Here is a 14,233-nt window from a genome sequence, read left to right as displayed (position 1 = left end):
GTCAATGTCCTTTCCGGTCGGGGCTCCCGCCGGGTCCGACCGCTGCATAGGGGTTGTGCTCGCCGGCATGGCCGCCCGTGGAGCCGAAACCCCCCGTGCCCCGCGCGGATCCCGGCAGCTCCGCGACCTCGTGAAACCGCACCGTCTCGACCCGCTGGACGACCAGCTGCGCGACCCGGTCGAACGGCTGGAACCGCACGGCCTCCCGGGGGTCCAGGTTGATCACGATGACCTTGATCTCCCCACGGTACCCGGCGTCGATGGTCCCCGGCGCGTTCACCATGGCCACACCGCACCGGGCCGCGAGGCCGGAGCGGGGGTGCACGAAGGCGGCGTACCCGTCGGGCAGCGCGATCGAAACGCCGGTGGGCAGCACGGCCCGCTCGCCCGGGGCCAGCTCCGCGGCCTCGGTGGTGACCAGGTCGACGCCGGCGTCTCCCGGGTGCGCGCGCGCGGGGAGGGGGACGGCGGGGTCGGTCCGGCGGATCAGGACGTCAACCGGTGCTGGGGTGTGGGCACTCACGGTGCAGACCCTACCGCCGCCGCCTGCCGGCAGGGGCCTGCCTGCCATGCTGGGGCCATGAATGGGCCACAGGAACCGGGCGGCGCGGGGCGCCCGCCCGCAGCGCAGCGCGATGGATACGACGGGGGCTACGACGAACGCCTGACCGTGCCCCGGAGCTGGTGGCTGATGGCGGGCCTGGGCGTGGTGCTGCTGGGGGTCGCCCTGGCGCCGCTGGGGGCCGTTCCGCTGCTGTGCGGGCTGGCGGCCGGCGGGGCCCTGGCGGGGGTGGCGCTGAGCGCCTACGGATCGGCGCGGATCCGGGTCGTGGCGGGCTCCCTGGTCGCCGGGCAGGCGCGGGTCCCGCTGTTCGCGCTGGGCGAGGCCCGGGCGCTCGACGCCGAGGAGGCGCGCGCGTGGCGCACCCATCGTGCGGATGCCCGGGCTCACATGCTGCTGCGCGCTTATATCCCGACGGCGGTGCGGGTCGAGGTTGCGGATCCGGCGGACCCGACGCCCTATCTCTACCTCTCGACCCGCCAGCCCGCGCGTCTGACGGCGGCACTGGCCGCCGCCCGCCCGGATCCGGCCCAGCCGTAGCCGGCCTCGTCCGGGCGGGCGCTCACGCCGCGCAGTCGCGGCAGATGGGCTGGCCGTCCTTCTCGGAGGCGAGCTGCGAGCGGTGGTGGACCAGGAAGCAGCTCATGCAGGTGAACTCGTCGGCCTGCCGCGGCAGCACCCGGACGGACAGCTCCTCGTTGGACAGGTCCGCGCCGGGCAGCTCCAGGCCCTCCGCCTGCTCGAACTCGTCCACGTCCACGGTGGACGCCGACTTGTCGTTCCTCCGTGCCTTCAGCTCCTCGATGCTGTCCTCGTTGACGTCATCGTCGGTCTTGCGTGGAGTGTCGTAGTCGGTTGCCATTTCGTTCTCCCCCTCCGGGTGTCTGTGGTCTCTCCAGCGCACACAACGCGCGGGGGGCCGGACTTTGTGCCCGACCCGAGGCGGAGATTTTGCCTCACATCAAGTGGTGTTACTCAATCGACACCCAACCGAACGCCTGAAGAGGTGATCATTCCGGCTGCCGATCGGCCCGCCGATCGCCTGGTCCTGGGCGATCGTCCGGGAATGTCCCAGCTCAGCCGCCCGCGGCGACCTCGGGCGCCGGGCGGCCCCGGGCCCGCCTATGCGATTGATCACATCTCATTCCTTCCCCCGCCCGGGGCCCGCCAGACCAGCACGAACGCGCCCTTCCGGGCGCCCGCGGGCGCCGTGCCGTTCACAGCGGCAGGGCCACCCGCATCAGCAGGCCCCCGCTCTCGCGGGGCTCGGCCCGGACGTAGCCGCCGTGGGCGCGGGCCACGGAGCGGACGATGGACAGGCCGAGGCCGACCCCCTTGTCGCTCCCGGTGCGCTGGGTCCGCAGCCGCCGGAAGGGCTCGAACATGTTGTCGATCTCGTAGGCCGGGACGACGGGGCCGGTGTTCTCCACGACGAGGACGGCCTGGCCGGGGCGGCTCTCGGTGTCCACCCGGATCCAGCCGCCCTCGCGGAGGTTGTACCGCACGGCGTTCTGCAGGAGGTTGAGGGCGATCCGCTCCAGCAGCACGCCGTTGCCCTGCACCCAGACGGGACGGCGGGTGCCGCGCAGCTCCACGCCCTTGGCGACGGCCTCGGCGCGCGTCTGCTCCACCGCCTGCCCCGCCACCTCGGCCAGGTCCACGGGCTTGCGGTCCAGGATCTCGTTCTCGCTGCGGGCCAGCAGCAGCAGGCCCTCCACGAGCTGCTCGCTGCGCTCGTTGGTGGCCAGCAGGGTGTTCCCCAGCTGGATCAGCTCGGGCGGGGCCCCGGGGTCGGCGAGCTGGACCTCCAGCAGGGTCCGGTTGATCGCCAGGGGCGTGCGCAGCTCGTGCGAGGCGTTGGCCACGAAGCGCTGCTGCGCGGTGAACGCCCGGTCCAGGCGGTCGAGCATCTCGTCGAAGGTGTCGGCCAGCTCCTTCAGCTCGTCGTCCGGCCCGTCCAGCTCGATCCGCCGGTGCAGGTCCGAGCCGGCGACGCGGCGAGCCGTGCGCGTGATCCGGCCCAGCGGGGAGAGGACGCGTCCCGCCATGATGTAACCGAAGGCGAAGGCGGCCACGGCCAGCCCGAGGAGGGCCAGCAGGGCGCTGCGCAGCAGCTGGTCCAGGGCGATGGCGCGCTGGGTGTCGGAGCACTTGGCCAGCCAGCTGCTGAACTGCTCGGCGCTCACCTGGCTGGTGATGGAGGGGCACACGTCCGAGTCGATGTTGACCCGGGTGTCGGTCTCGAACGAGAACGGCAGGGCCGTCCCGCGCTCCAGGGCCTCGGCGGCGAGCAGGTAGATGATCGTCAGCAGCACCACGCCGGCGATGAGGAACATGCCGCCGTAGAGCAGGGTGAGGCGGATGCGGATGGTCGGCCGCAGCCAGCCGGGCGAGGGCTCGGCCTCCGGGTCGGCCTGCGGGCGCGGCGGGGCGGGGGGAGGGGGCGGGGCTGGAGGCGCGGGAGCGGGAGCGGCCGGCGGGGCGGGGGGCTTGCCCGGGGTGGGCGGTTTGCCCGGCGTGGGGGGAGTCGTGGCGGCCATGGCGGTCAGATCCGGTACCCGGCGCCCGGCACGGTGCTGATCACCGGCGGGTCGCCCAGCTTGCGCCGCAGGGTCATGACCGTGACGCGGACCACGTTGGTGAAGGGGTCGGTGTTCTCGTCCCACGCCTTCTCCAGGAGCTGCTCGGCGGAGACGACGGTGCCCTCGCCGCGCATCAGCACCTCCAGGACCGCGAACTCCTTGGGCGCCAGCTGCACGGGGCGCCCGTCGCGGTGGACCTCGCGGCGGTTCGGGTCCAGCGTGATCCCGGAGCGCTCCAGCACCGGGGGCAGCGGGGCGGTGGCGCGGCGGCCCAGGGCGCGCACCCGGGCGATCAGCTCGCTGAACGCGAAGGGCTTGGGCAGGTAGTCGTCCGCGCCGATCTCCAGGCCCTCCACGCGGTCGCTGACGTCGCCCGAGGCGGTGAGCATCAGCACGCGAGTGGTCCGGCCCAGGCCGATGATGTGGCGGCACACGTCGTCGCCGTGGACCAGCGGCAGGTCGCGGTCCAGCACGACCACGTCGTAGTCGTTCAGATCGACGCGCTCGGTGGCCGCGGCGCCGTCGTAGACGACATCCACGGCCATGGCCTGGCGCCGCAGCCCGGTGGCCACGGCGTCGGCGAGCAACTGCTCGTCCTCGACGACGAGTACGCGCACGTCCTGTCCTTCTGTCGTGGTGGGGGTTCACCCCCCATCCTGCACCGGCCCCCGGTAAACCACCGGTAAGTGGGTGATGTGACCGATGCCCCGTGGATTTTCTGTTGCGGGCAGGTTTCCGCCGCCGAATCGCCGGGGAGGAAGGGCTCAACCCCAGCGACCACCGCCCTGACGGCGGCAAGCCACCTCACGCTGCCGACCGGCTTCCCGGGGCGCCCTGGCCGCACCCACCCCCGGCACCCCCCAGTGCCGCCGATCGAAGACGAGGGGGCGCACCTTGGACGCGTTCACCGCTGGAATCCGTCAGCGTATCGAGAACACCCAGTCCGATCTGCACCGCGCTCGTGAGGCCGGAGATGTGTTCGCCATGGACGTGGAGCAGGCCGAGCTGGATGACCTGCACCGCCTCGCCGAGGAGCTCGGCGTCCACATCGGCTAGTCCCGCCGCACATCACCCACCGAGCGCCCCCGGGTCCCCCACCCGGGGGCGCTCGGCGTTCCCGCCCCCGCCTTACCGCGGGGTCGCGGCCGGGACGCCCCGCCCAGCCCGAGGCCCACGGCGGCGCCGGACACCCGGCGCACAGCGCCGGGCGCACAACGGCAGCACCCACCGCGCGCGCCCCGGCCCTCCCGCCCGCCGGGTCGGCGCCCGGGCCCCCGCTGACCGCGCACGGCCTGGCGCCGGGCGCGGCAACGTGCCGCAGCGGCGCGCGGCGGCGGAGCCTCCAAACCCCCGCGCCGCCGCGCACGGCCCGCCGCAACCGGGGCGCAGCGCTCGCGCGAAACGGCGAAGGCCATCGTGCCCCCGCGCGCGAGCCGTGCCCGGCCGGGGCGGGCGCCCGGAGAGGGCGGCGCGCGGCGCAGAGGCGCGTGGCGGCAGGGGCTCGCCACCCGGCGCGGCCGGCCCGCGGCGCGCAGCCGGCGCGGCAGCGCGGCGCACCCATGTAGCGCCGCGCGCCGGAGGGCGTGCGGCGCTAGTCGTGCCAGGCGCCGAAGTCCTCCAGGAGGGTCTGCAGGGGGGCGAAGAGGCCGGGCGGGGCCGCGACCGTCAGGTCGGGGCCGGGGGGCGTGCCGGGGCGACCGCCGGTGAGGAGCCCGGCCTCGCGGGCGATCAGGTCGCCCGCGGCCAGGTCCCACGGCGCGAGGCCGCGCTCGTAGTACCCGTCCAGGCGCCCGCCCGCCACGTCCGCCAGGTCGATCGCGGCCGAGCCGGAGCGCCGGATGTCCCGCACCAGCGGGATGAGCCGGTGCGCCACGGCCGCCTGGGCGGCCCGCGTGGCGGCCACGTAGTTGAAGCCGGTGGCGATCAGCGCCTGGTCCAGCGGCGGCACGGGCCGCGACCGCATCGGCTCGGGCGCGGAGGCCCCGGCCGCCAGCCGGTGCGCCCCGCCCCCGCGCACGGCCCAGTACGTCTCGCCGCGCATCGGCGCCGCGATCACCCCGGCGACCAGCTCGCCGTCCAGCTCCGCGGCGATGGAGACGGCCCACTGGGGCAGCCCGTAGAGGTAGTTGACGGTGCCGTCCAGCGGGTCGACGATCCAGCGGACCCCGCTGCTGCCCTCGCTCGTGCCGCCCTCCTCCCCCAGGACGGCGTCGTCGGGGCGGCGGTCCGAGAGGAAGCCGGTGATCAGCTTCTCGGCCGCCACGTCCATCTCGGTCACGATGTCGATCGGGCTCGACTTGGTGGCGGCGACGCCGAGGTCCGCCGGGCGGCCCTCGCGCAGCAGCCGCCCGGCCCGGTCCGCGGCCTCCCGGGCCAGGCCGAGGAGTTCGGCCGGCAGCTCGCCGGCCCGCGGTCGTTCGGACACGGTGCTCAGCTCCTGAAGGTCAGTGGAAGGGGCTGTCCGCGCCCGCGGCGGCAGGCTTGGCCGCCCGGGCCGGGCAGCAGCCGACGGGGCACAGGTCGTGGCTGGGGCCCAGCGCGCCCAGGGCCGGGCGCGGGGGGTCCCCGCCCCGCTCGGCGGCGGCCCGCTCGGCCACCAGCCCGCGGATCGCGGCCACGAACCGCGGGTGGGCCCCCACCGTCGCGGACCGGGCGGCGGGCAGGCCAAGATCCTTGGCGGCGGCCAGGGCCTCGGTGTCGAGGTCGTAGAGGACCTCCATGTGGTCGGAGACGAAGCCGACCGGGACCATGACCACGGCCGGGGCGCCGCGCTCGCTCAGGGCGGTCAGGTGGTCCACGATGTCCGGCTCCAGCCACGGGATCGGCGGGCCGCTGCGGGACTGGTAGACGAGCGCCCAGGGCCGTTCCACGCCGGTGGCCCCGGCGACCGCGGCGGCGACCCGGCGCGCGGCCTCCAGGTGCTGCGCCACGTACGCGCCCCCGGGGCCGTGCCCGGCCGGGGGGCCCGAGGTGTCGGCCGCGGCCGTGGGAATGGAGTGCGTGGTGAACGCCAGGTGCGCGCCGTCGCGGACCTCCGCGGGCAGCTCCTCCAGCGCGGCGAGAACGCCCTCGGCGACGGTGTCGAGGAAGCCGGGGTGGTTGTAGTAGTGGCGCAGCTTGTCCACGCGGGGCAGTGGCAGGCCCTCCTCGCGCAGGGCGGCCAGGGCGACGGCCAGGTCCTCGCGGTACTGGCGGCAGCCGGAGTAGGAGGCGTAGGCGCTGGTGGCCAGGACCAGGACGCGGCGGCGGCCGTCGCGGGCCATCTCGCGGAGGGTGTCGGTCACGTAGGGGGCCCAGTTGCGGTTGCCCCAGTAGACCGGCAGGTCCAGGCCGTTGCGGGCGAAGTCCTCGCGGAGGGCGGCCAGGAGCGTGCGGTTCTGCTCGTTGATCGGGCTGACGCCGCCGAAGAGGCGGTAGTGGGCGCCGACTTCCTCCAGGCGCTCGCGGGGGATGCCGCGCCCGCGGGTGACGTTCTCCAGAAACGGCAGGACGTCCTCGGGTCCTTCGGGTCCGCCGAAGGAGAGCAGGAGCAGGGCGTCGTAGGGGGCGGGGTCCAGCGCGCGGTCCATGGCTGTAGATCCTGCCACCCGCCCCGGGGGCGTGCCCGGCCGGCGCCGGGCCTTGGCGCACACCGATTCTCTACCCGGAGTTCCACCGTTTGCCGCATGCCCCACAGGCCCCGCACGACGCACACGTCACCCGCGCACCACCGGCGCGGGGGCGCGCGTCCGGGCCGTGCGTTTTGACGGGCTCCGCGAAACTTGTCACTCTTGGGGAGCACTCGCCGGGACGGCAACTCCCTTGCCCGGCGTGAAGTTCCAAGGCGCGGCACCCTGCCGCCCTGGTCCCGATGGAGTAGTGTGACGAGTCCTGGCCTTGGCTCCCGCCGGCCCGCGTGCACGCGGTTCGCCCGGGGTGGTCACCACGCGTGGCAAAGTGGTGACTGTGCCATAACGGCGGCTCAAGTCCATGGCCCGACACGCCGGGCAAGTGGGCAAGGTTGTGGCGGGCTGCGCCCGGGCAGGTCACACTCGTCTGGCGGGAGCAGCGACGTACGTGACGTCGGCAGGCACCACCCGGGAGGTCCTCGTGCCCGAACTGCGTGTCGTGGCCGTGAGCAACGACGGCACACGTCTCGTGCTCAAGGCTGCCGACAACACGGAATACACCCTGCCGATCGATGAGCGGCTGCGCGCCGCCGTCCGCAACGACAGGGCCCGTCTCGGCCAGATCGAGATCGAGGTGGAGAACCACCTCCGCCCGCGCGACATCCAGGCGCGCATACGAGCCGGCGCGACCGCCGAGGAGGTGGCGCAGTTCGCCGGCATCCCCGTCGAGCGGGTCCGCCGCTTCGAGGGCCCCGTGCTGGCCGAGCGCGCCTTCATGGCCGAGCGCGCCAGGAAGACCCCGGTGCGGCGCCCCGGCGAGACGGCCGGCCCGCAGCTCGGGGACGCGGTGGCCGAACGCCTGCTGCTGCGCGGCGCGGAGAAGGACGCGGTCCGGTGGGACTCCTGGCGCCGGGACGACGGCACCTGGGAGGTGCTGCTGGTCTACCGCGTCGCTGGTGAGACGCACTCCGCGAGCTGGGCGTACGACCCGCCGCGCCGGCTGGTGCAGGCCGTGGACGACGAGGCCAGGTCGCTGCTGGGCGAGACCGACGACACCCCGGAGCCGAGCACGCCGTTCGTGCCGCGGATCGCGCGGCTGCCCCGCGAGGGGGAGCGCCCGCCCGCGGCCCGGGCCGCGGCCTCCGCGGAGAGCGAGACCGACTCGCTGACCAGCCTGCTGGAGGCGGTGCCCAGCTTCCGGGGCGACCTCGTCGTCCCCGAGCAGCCCGGCCCGGCGGCGGCCCCGCCGGCCGCCGGCCCGCCCGTCGCGGAGGAGCCCGAGGACGAGGAGCCGGCGGCGCGTCCGGTGCCCCCGGCCGCGGCCAGCGCCGGGGCCACCTACGCGGACGTGCTGATGCCGCGCTCGGTGGGCGGGCACCGGGACCGGCTGACCGGCAGCACCGACCGGCAGGCCGAGGCGGACGGCGTCCGCCCCGGCCGCCGCGCGGCGGTGCCCAGCTGGGACGAGATCGTCTTCGGCACCCGCCGCAAGAAGAAGGACTGACCCCGGCCCGGCCGCGAGCGGCCGGGGCGGCCGTCTCAGCCCCGCTCGGGCCCCGTGGCCACCGGGCGGGAGGGGTCGGCGGTCCACTCGCTCCAGGAGCCCGGGTAGAGCGCGGCCTCCACGCCCGCCTCGGCCAGCGCCAGCACCTCGTGCGCGGCCGAGACCCCGGACCCGCAGTAGACCCCGACCTCGGCCCCGGGCGTCGCCCCGAGGGCGGCGAACCTGGCCGCCAGCTCGGCGCGGTCCCGCAGGCGGCCGTCCGGGCGGGCGTTCTCCGTGGTGGGGGCGGAGACGGCGCCCGGGATGTGACCCGCGACCGGGTCGATGGGCTCCACCTCGCCGCGGTACCGCTCCCCGGCGCGGGCGTCCAGCAGCAGCCCCCGGCGCGCGAGGGCGGCGGCGCCGTCCGCGTCGAGGACCGGCAGGCCGCCGGGCTGGGGCACGAAGTCGCCCTCCTGCGGGCTGGGCACCTCGGTGGTCAGCCCGCCCTCCCAGGCCGCGAGGCCGCCGTCCAGCACGCGCACCCCGGGGTGGCCGGCCCAGCGCAGCAGCCACCAGGCGCGGGCGGCGCCCCAGCCCTGCGCGGCGTCGTAGACGACCACCGGGCGGCCGTGCGAGACCCCCGCGGCGCGCATCGCGGCGCCGAAGATCTCCGGATCGGGCAGCGGGTGCCGCCCCGCGGCCCCGGCCGGGCCCGCCAGCGCCGCCTCCAGGTCCACGTACACCGCGCCGGGGATGTGCCCCTGGGCGTAGGCGGCGTCGCCGGGCGGGCCGCCGAGCTGCCAGCGCACGTCGAGCAGCACCGGACGTTCACGCTCCGGACGCGTGGGGTCCAGTGCGCCGGCCAGGTCCAGTGACGAGATGATTACTGTCATGGGCCCATTCTCCCGGTAACCGGGGGGAGACTCCCTGAGTAGCGAGTAACGGCAGTGGCGCACTGGTCATCGATGGGGACCGAGGAGAGAGGACGAGGATGACGACCGAGGCAGCGAGCCCGCCCGCATCCGGAACGCACCGCTGGGTGAGTCTGATGGTGCACGACCTGGCCGCGAGCCAGGCGTTCTACCGGGAGCTGTTCGGCTGGGAGTTCGAGGAGGGGCCGCCGCAGCTTGGCCCCTACGTGCAGGCCGTGAAGGACGGCGTTCCGGTGGCGGGCCTGGGGGAGATCGAGGGCGGCCCGCGCGTGGTCGCCTGGCTGCCGTACATCGCGACCCGGGACGCGGACGCCACCGCCGCCGCGGTCCGGGAGAGCGGCGGGACGATGGCGGTCGGGCCGCTGGAGGTGGAGGGCGTGGGCCGGCTGGCCATCGCGGCGGACCTCAGCGGGGCGGCGTTCGGGCTGTGGCAGGGCGGGCCGCGCCGGCGCGGCTCCTTCCGGCCGCCCTCCGGCGCCCCGGAGTGGAACGAGCTGATCACCGCGGAGTCCTCTGCGGTGGCGAAGTTCTACTCCGTGGTCTTCGGCTACGAGGCGGGTCCCGAGCCGGCGCTCCCGGAGGGCAGCGACTACCTGACGCTGACCCTGGCCGGCCGCCCGGTGGCGGGCATCCGCGGCGTGGGCGCCTCGCTCCCGCACGACCGGGGGCCGCACTGGCTGACGTACTTCAAGGTGCCGGACGTGGCCGAGGCCGTGGAGCGGGTGACCGCGCTGGGCGGGCGGCGGCTGTCCGGGCCGGAGGAGTCGCCGTTCGGGCTGTGGGCGCAGGTGACCGACCCGGAGGGCGCGCCCTTCGCGGTCATCCGGCCCGGGAGGCGGTAGGCACCGGGTCACCGGCGTGACGCCCCCGGCCCGTCCGGCCGGGGGCGTCGTGCTGCCGCGCGGAGGGAACGGCCTGGGGAACGGCCGGAGTTGCCGCCTCCGGGCCGGTCCTGGCCGACGGCCGCCCCTGGCCGAGGACGATGCCGAGGACGACCAGCGCGAAGCCCGCAAGCTGCCCCGGCGTGAGGGTCTGGCCGAGCAGGAGCAGGCCCGCCAGGGTGGCGACCAGCGGGTTGGTCAGGGTGAGGAAGGCCAGGGACGAGGCGGGCAGGCGCTCGATCCCGCGGAACCACAGGGCGTAGGCGAGGGCCGTGCCGATCAGGCCGAGGTAGGCGTAGCCCAGGGCGTTGCCGGCGGTGATCCCGGCGGGCAGGCCCTCGGCGGCCAGGGCGAGCGGGGCGAGGACCAGGCCGCCCGCGGTCAGCTGCCAGCCGGTGAACGCCAGCAGCGAGACGCCGTCGGGGCGGCCCCAGCGCTTGCCCAGGACGACGGCGAGCGCCATCGCCGCGGTGGCCCCGACCATGGCCAGCAGCCCGGCGGCGTCGACCGCGGCGTTCCCCCGCAGGACCAGCAGGGCGACGCCGCCGACGCCGATCAGCCCGGCGTACAGGGTGCGGGCGGTGGGCCGGACCTTCAGCAGGCCGATGCCGAAGGCGGCGACCAGCAGCGGGGCGACCGCGCTGATGGTGGAGGCGACGCCGCCGGGCAGGCGGTAGGCGCCGTAGAAGACCAGGGGGAAGAGGATGCCGAAGTTGAGCAGGCCCAGCACGGCGGTCTTCCACCACCAGGCGCCGCGCGGCATCCGGCGGGTGAACGCCACCAGGAGCAGCCCGGCGGGCAGGGCGCGGAAGGCGGCGGCGAGCAGGGGGCGGCCGTCGGGCAGCAGCTCGGTGGTGGTGACGTAGGTGGTGCCCCAGGTCGCGGGGCCGACGGCGGCGAGGGCGGCCGTTCCGGCGTAGGCGAGGAGACGGGAGCGGGGGGCGGCGGGACGGGGGACGGACACGGCGGCTCTCCTCAACGCTATTATTCTCAACGTTGAAGCATTCTCCCCTCCAGCGTCAGCGAACGTCAAGTTTCTCAACATTGAAAGAAGGGCGAGGGCATGGACCAGGCCACCGACGCGATGGACGAGCTGCGCGGCCAGTGGGAGCGCGAGCGGCCCGATCTCGCGGGCCTCGACGCCATGGCCCTGGTCGGCCGGATCACGCGGGCCGCCAGCCTGCTGCTGAAGGGAATGAAGCCGGTCTTCGCCCGGCACGGCCTGGAGCAGCCCGAGTTCGACGTGCTGGCCACCCTGCGCCGGGCCGGGGCACCGTACGAGCTGACGCCCGGCGGCCTGCTGAAGTCCACGATGGTCACCTCGGGCGCCATCACCAACCGCCTGGACCGGGTGGAACGCAAGGGGCTGATCGAGCGCCGCTCCGACCCCGCCGACCGCCGCGCGGTCCGGGTCCGCCTCACCCCGGCCGGGGTCGAGCTGGTGGACCGGGTCGTGGGCGAACACCTCGCCAACGAGGAGCGGATGCTGGCGGACCTCTCCCCCGCCGACCGCGCCGCGGTGGACGCCGCCCTGCGCCGCCTGCTGATCTCCCTCGGGGACACGCACCTGGGCTGAGGCCCCCCGGGCGCCGGGGGCTACGCCGGGGCCGGGCGCTCCTCGCGCGGGGCGGAGGGGGGCGGGACGGCGTCCGTGGGCAGGACGTCCGGCGAAATCGGGCCGGCCCCGGCCGTGGCCGCCGTCAGCCGCCGCCGGTGGTGGCGGCGGCACAGCACCTCGTAGCCGACCTCGCCGTCCGCGCCCACGTCCCCGACGACCACCTGCGCGCCCTCGACCACCATCCGGCCGCCCACCGTGCGGGCGTTGTGCGTGGCGCGGGCCCCGCACCAGCACAGCGCCTCGACCTGCAGCACCTCCACCCGGTCCGCCAGCTCGATCAGCCGCTGGGAGCCGGGGAAGAGGCGGGTCCTGAAGTCGGTGGTGATACCGAAGGCGTAGACGTCGATGCCCAGGTCGTCCACGATCCGGGCCAGCTGGTCCACCTGCTCCGGGGAGAGGAACTGCGCCTCGTCCGCGATCACGTAGTCGGCCCGGCCGCCCGAGGTGAGGTAACGCACCAGGTGCGCGTGGAGGTTCATCTCCTCGCCCGCCTCGATCGCCTCCGTCACCAGGCCCAGGCGGGAGGAGAGCCGGCCCTCCCCCGCCCGGTCGTTCCGGGTGAAGATCAGGCCGCGCAGGCCGCGGGCCGAGCGGTTGTGCCGGATCTGCAGCGCGAGCGTGCTCTTGCCGCAGTCCATGGTGCCGCAGAAGAAGGCGAGTTCAGCCACGGGGACGTGCTCCAGGTCGGGTCAGGTGCGGACTTCGAGGAGGGGGACGAGCTGCTCGGCCGGGGTCACCGAGCCGTGCATGCCGACCAGCGCGGACTCCCGCGGCTCGCTGCGCGTGGCCACCACCGCCGAGCTGCCGGTCATGGCCACCAGCACGTCGCCGATCCGGCCGCGCACCCGCGGCTCGACGTCCACGCCGGGCGGGCCGAACCAGCCCAGCTCGATGGCCTCCTCCCGCGTGACCACCCAGGCGTGCCCGGCCAGCACCTCGCGCCAGACCGCGTGCACGTCGGCGGCGGCGCCGGGGACGGCGTAGAGGTGGCGCGCGCGGCCCTCCCCGCCGAGGCGGGCCACGCCCGCACGCAGCTCCCAGTCCTCGTCGAAGTCGAACCGGGCCTCCTCGCTCTGCGGAACGTCCACCATCCCGTGGTCGGCGGTGACGTAGAGCACCGAGCGGGGGGGCAGCTGGTCGGCCAGCCGCCGGGCGAGGCCGTCCACGTACCGCAGTTGCTCGCGCCAGGCGGCCGAGCCCATGCCGTGTTTATGCCCGGTGCCGTCCAGCTCGGCGTAGTACGTGTACACCAGGGAGCGGTCGGCGGCGGCCAGCCGCGCGGCGGCCAGGTCCATGCGCTCCCCCGGGTCGGGGCGGCCGAAGAACGTGCCCCCGGCCAGGGCCACCTCCGTCAGCGGGGTGTGCTCGAAGTGCGGGGCGGAGACCTGCGCGACGGCGATGCCGGCGGCGTGGGCCCGCTGGAAGACGGTGGGGTGCGGCTGCCACTGCCGCGGGTCCGTCCACGGCTCCCAGCGAAGCTGCTGCATCAGCTCGCCGGTGGCCGGGTCGAGGACCCGGTACCCGGTCAGGCCGTGGGCGGCGGGGGGGAGGCCGGTGCCGACGGAGGCCAGGGAGGTCGCGGTGGTGGCCGGGAACCCGGCCGTGATGGGCTCGCCGGAGCCCGCGCGGGAGCTGGGCAGCAGGGAGGTCAGGAAGGGGGCCTCCGCCGGGTGCGCGAGCAGCGCCTCCCAGCCGAGGCCGTCCACGAGGAAGAGGCAGACGCGGTCCGCGGGCGGGAGGGCGAGGCCGGAGGCGGGGCCCGCCAGGCCCAGGCCGGCCGCGGCGGCGGGGAGCACGTCGGCGAGCGAGGCCGTGCCGTACCGGGGGGCGGGCGCGGCGCGGGGGTCCAGCGGCTCGGGGTCGGCGCCGGCCTGGTCCTGGGCGGCCGGCGGCCCGGCGCCGCTGCCGGGCGGGGGCCCCCAGGGCCGCGTCACCTGTCGGCCGCCGCGGTCGCCTCGGAGAGGGCCTGGGCGAACTCCAGCGTCTGACGGACCGTCTCGGGGCCGTCGCCCGCCTCGCTGATCCGCAGCGAGAGGTCGTCGGCGGTGGTGGAGCCGGTGTAGCCGTGGTCCGCCTCGCAGTTGGGGTCGCCGCAGCCGGCGGGCTCCAGGTCGATGCGGTTGACCGCGCCCCAGCCGATGGTCAGCACGACCTCGCGCGGCGCTGTGCCCGGGACGTAGGACTGCGGGTCGGAGACCACGCGGCTGATCACCACGGAGGAGATCCGGGAGAGCTTCACGGACTCGGTGGAGGTGGTGGCGTACGGGGCCGGGGCCGAGCTGTCGGCGGACTGCTCGTCGGTGTGGCTGACGATGAAGCGGGTGGGCGTCAGCACGAGGACAGTGGCGTGGCGGCGGACCTCGTTGCTGTCGAACGTCGTCTCCTGGTGGACGAGGAAGGAGACGACGGACTCCCGTCCTACGGCGGCCTCCACCGCCTCGGCGACCAGCGCCGGGTAGTAGCCGCTGCGCTCGATCGCCTCCCGCAGCCCCTGGGACGTCGTACCGGTCTTCGCCATGTGCCCATCCTAAGGGGCAGGTGTGACACCGGCAGGGCCGTTCGGG

Annotated in this window: 16 protein-coding genes; 5 read left to right on the top strand and 11 right to left on the bottom strand. The window is 75.5% G+C overall.

Annotation, left to right across the window (positions count from 1 at the left end; all coding sequences use genetic code 11):
• Window position 1: 1 nt before the first annotated feature.
• Complete coding sequence (gene dut / locus RM780_RS01620; RefSeq protein WP_311628576.1) at window positions 2–523, bottom strand: dUTP diphosphatase; 522 nt, start codon at window positions 521–523, stop codon at window positions 2–4.
• A gap of 57 nt (window positions 524–580) precedes the next feature.
• Here dut and RM780_RS01615 point away from each other — a divergent pair, with 57 nt between their 5' ends.
• Complete coding sequence (locus RM780_RS01615) at window positions 581–1,102, top strand: DUF3093 domain-containing protein (protein ID WP_311628575.1); 522 nt, start codon at window positions 581–583, stop codon at window positions 1,100–1,102.
• A 22-nt stretch (window positions 1,103–1,124) separates the two neighbouring features.
• On the opposite strand, the gene RM780_RS01610 is transcribed toward RM780_RS01615, so the two are convergent.
• From RM780_RS01610 to RM780_RS01600, 3 genes are all read right to left on the bottom strand, one after another.
• Window positions 1,125–1,424: a DUF4193 domain-containing protein gene (locus RM780_RS01610; protein WP_049571160.1), complete on the bottom strand. Its 300-nt coding sequence runs from the start codon at window positions 1,422–1,424 to the stop codon at window positions 1,125–1,127.
• A 355-nt stretch (window positions 1,425–1,779) separates the two neighbouring features.
• The gene (locus RM780_RS01605) at window positions 1,780–3,102 is read right to left on the bottom strand and encodes a sensor histidine kinase (protein ID WP_311628574.1); all 1,323 of its coding nucleotides are present in this window, start codon (window positions 3,100–3,102) and stop codon (window positions 1,780–1,782) included.
• 5 nt (window positions 3,103–3,107) lie between these two features.
• Window positions 3,108–3,761 (bottom strand): response regulator transcription factor, encoded by a 654-nt coding sequence (locus RM780_RS01600; RefSeq protein WP_311628573.1) that lies wholly within the window; start codon window positions 3,759–3,761, stop codon window positions 3,108–3,110.
• 277 nt (window positions 3,762–4,038) lie between these two features.
• Here RM780_RS01600 and RM780_RS01595 point away from each other — a divergent pair, with 277 nt between their 5' ends.
• Window positions 4,039–4,200, top strand: coding sequence for a hypothetical protein (locus RM780_RS01595; RefSeq protein ID WP_311628572.1), 162 nt, complete (start codon window positions 4,039–4,041; stop codon window positions 4,198–4,200).
• Window positions 4,201–4,735: 535 nt separating this feature from the next.
• On the opposite strand, the gene RM780_RS01590 is transcribed toward RM780_RS01595, so the two are convergent.
• Window positions 4,736–5,569 carry an inositol monophosphatase family protein gene (locus RM780_RS01590; RefSeq protein ID WP_311628571.1) on the bottom strand — a complete coding sequence of 278 codons (834 nt, stop codon included), beginning with the start codon at window positions 5,567–5,569 and terminating at the stop codon, window positions 4,736–4,738.
• Between the two features lie 19 nt (window positions 5,570–5,588).
• Window positions 5,589–6,713 (bottom strand): ferrochelatase, encoded by a 1,125-nt coding sequence (locus tag RM780_RS01585; RefSeq protein ID WP_311628570.1) that lies wholly within the window; start codon window positions 6,711–6,713, stop codon window positions 5,589–5,591.
• A gap of 487 nt (window positions 6,714–7,200) precedes the next feature.
• Here RM780_RS01585 and sepH point away from each other — a divergent pair, with 487 nt between their 5' ends.
• Window positions 7,201–8,256: a septation protein SepH gene (gene sepH, locus RM780_RS01580; protein ID WP_311628569.1), complete on the top strand. Its 1,056-nt coding sequence runs from the start codon at window positions 7,201–7,203 to the stop codon at window positions 8,254–8,256.
• A gap of 35 nt (window positions 8,257–8,291) precedes the next feature.
• Here sepH and RM780_RS01575 read toward each other — a convergent pair whose 3' ends face one another.
• Window positions 8,292–9,131: a sulfurtransferase gene (locus RM780_RS01575; protein ID WP_311628568.1), complete on the bottom strand. Its 840-nt coding sequence runs from the start codon at window positions 9,129–9,131 to the stop codon at window positions 8,292–8,294.
• A gap of 98 nt (window positions 9,132–9,229) precedes the next feature.
• Here RM780_RS01575 and RM780_RS01570 point away from each other — a divergent pair, with 98 nt between their 5' ends.
• Window positions 9,230–10,012 (top strand): VOC family protein, encoded by a 783-nt coding sequence (locus RM780_RS01570; RefSeq protein WP_311628567.1) that lies wholly within the window; start codon window positions 9,230–9,232, stop codon window positions 10,010–10,012.
• Here the strand turns inward: RM780_RS01570 and RM780_RS01565 are convergent.
• Window positions 9,990–11,015, bottom strand: a complete 1,026-nt coding sequence (locus RM780_RS01565) for an EamA family transporter (protein WP_311628566.1) — start codon at window positions 11,013–11,015, stop codon at window positions 9,990–9,992. The two genes, RM780_RS01570 and RM780_RS01565, sit on opposite strands and share 23 nt — an antisense overlap.
• Before the next feature lie 99 nt (window positions 11,016–11,114).
• Between RM780_RS01565 and RM780_RS01560 the strand changes: the two genes are divergently transcribed.
• The gene (locus tag RM780_RS01560; protein WP_311628565.1) at window positions 11,115–11,627 is read left to right on the top strand and encodes a MarR family winged helix-turn-helix transcriptional regulator; all 513 of its coding nucleotides are present in this window, start codon (window positions 11,115–11,117) and stop codon (window positions 11,625–11,627) included.
• A gap of 20 nt (window positions 11,628–11,647) precedes the next feature.
• On the opposite strand, the gene RM780_RS01555 is transcribed toward RM780_RS01560, so the two are convergent.
• The 3 genes from RM780_RS01555 to RM780_RS01545 all read right to left on the bottom strand — a co-directional run bounded on the left by RM780_RS01555 (window position 11,648) and on the right by RM780_RS01545 (window position 14,187).
• Complete coding sequence (locus RM780_RS01555; protein ID WP_311628564.1) at window positions 11,648–12,337, bottom strand: thymidine kinase; 690 nt, start codon at window positions 12,335–12,337, stop codon at window positions 11,648–11,650.
• A 21-nt stretch (window positions 12,338–12,358) separates the two neighbouring features.
• Window positions 12,359–13,519 (bottom strand): alkaline phosphatase family protein, encoded by a 1,161-nt coding sequence (locus tag RM780_RS01550; RefSeq protein ID WP_311628696.1) that lies wholly within the window; start codon window positions 13,517–13,519, stop codon window positions 12,359–12,361.
• An 80-nt stretch (window positions 13,520–13,599) separates the two neighbouring features.
• Window positions 13,600–14,187, bottom strand: coding sequence for a DUF5998 family protein (locus RM780_RS01545; RefSeq protein WP_311628563.1), 588 nt, complete (start codon window positions 14,185–14,187; stop codon window positions 13,600–13,602).
• Between the last annotated feature and the right edge of the window lie 46 nt (window positions 14,188–14,233).

It is taken from the genome of Streptomyces boetiae (genome assembly GCF_031845405.1).
In the GTDB taxonomy this organism is placed as follows: Bacteria; Actinomycetota; Actinomycetes; order Streptomycetales; family Streptomycetaceae; genus Streptomyces; species Streptomyces boetiae.
Note: the sequence above shows the minus strand (reverse complement) of the source record. Positions and strands in the feature narration are given on the sequence as shown.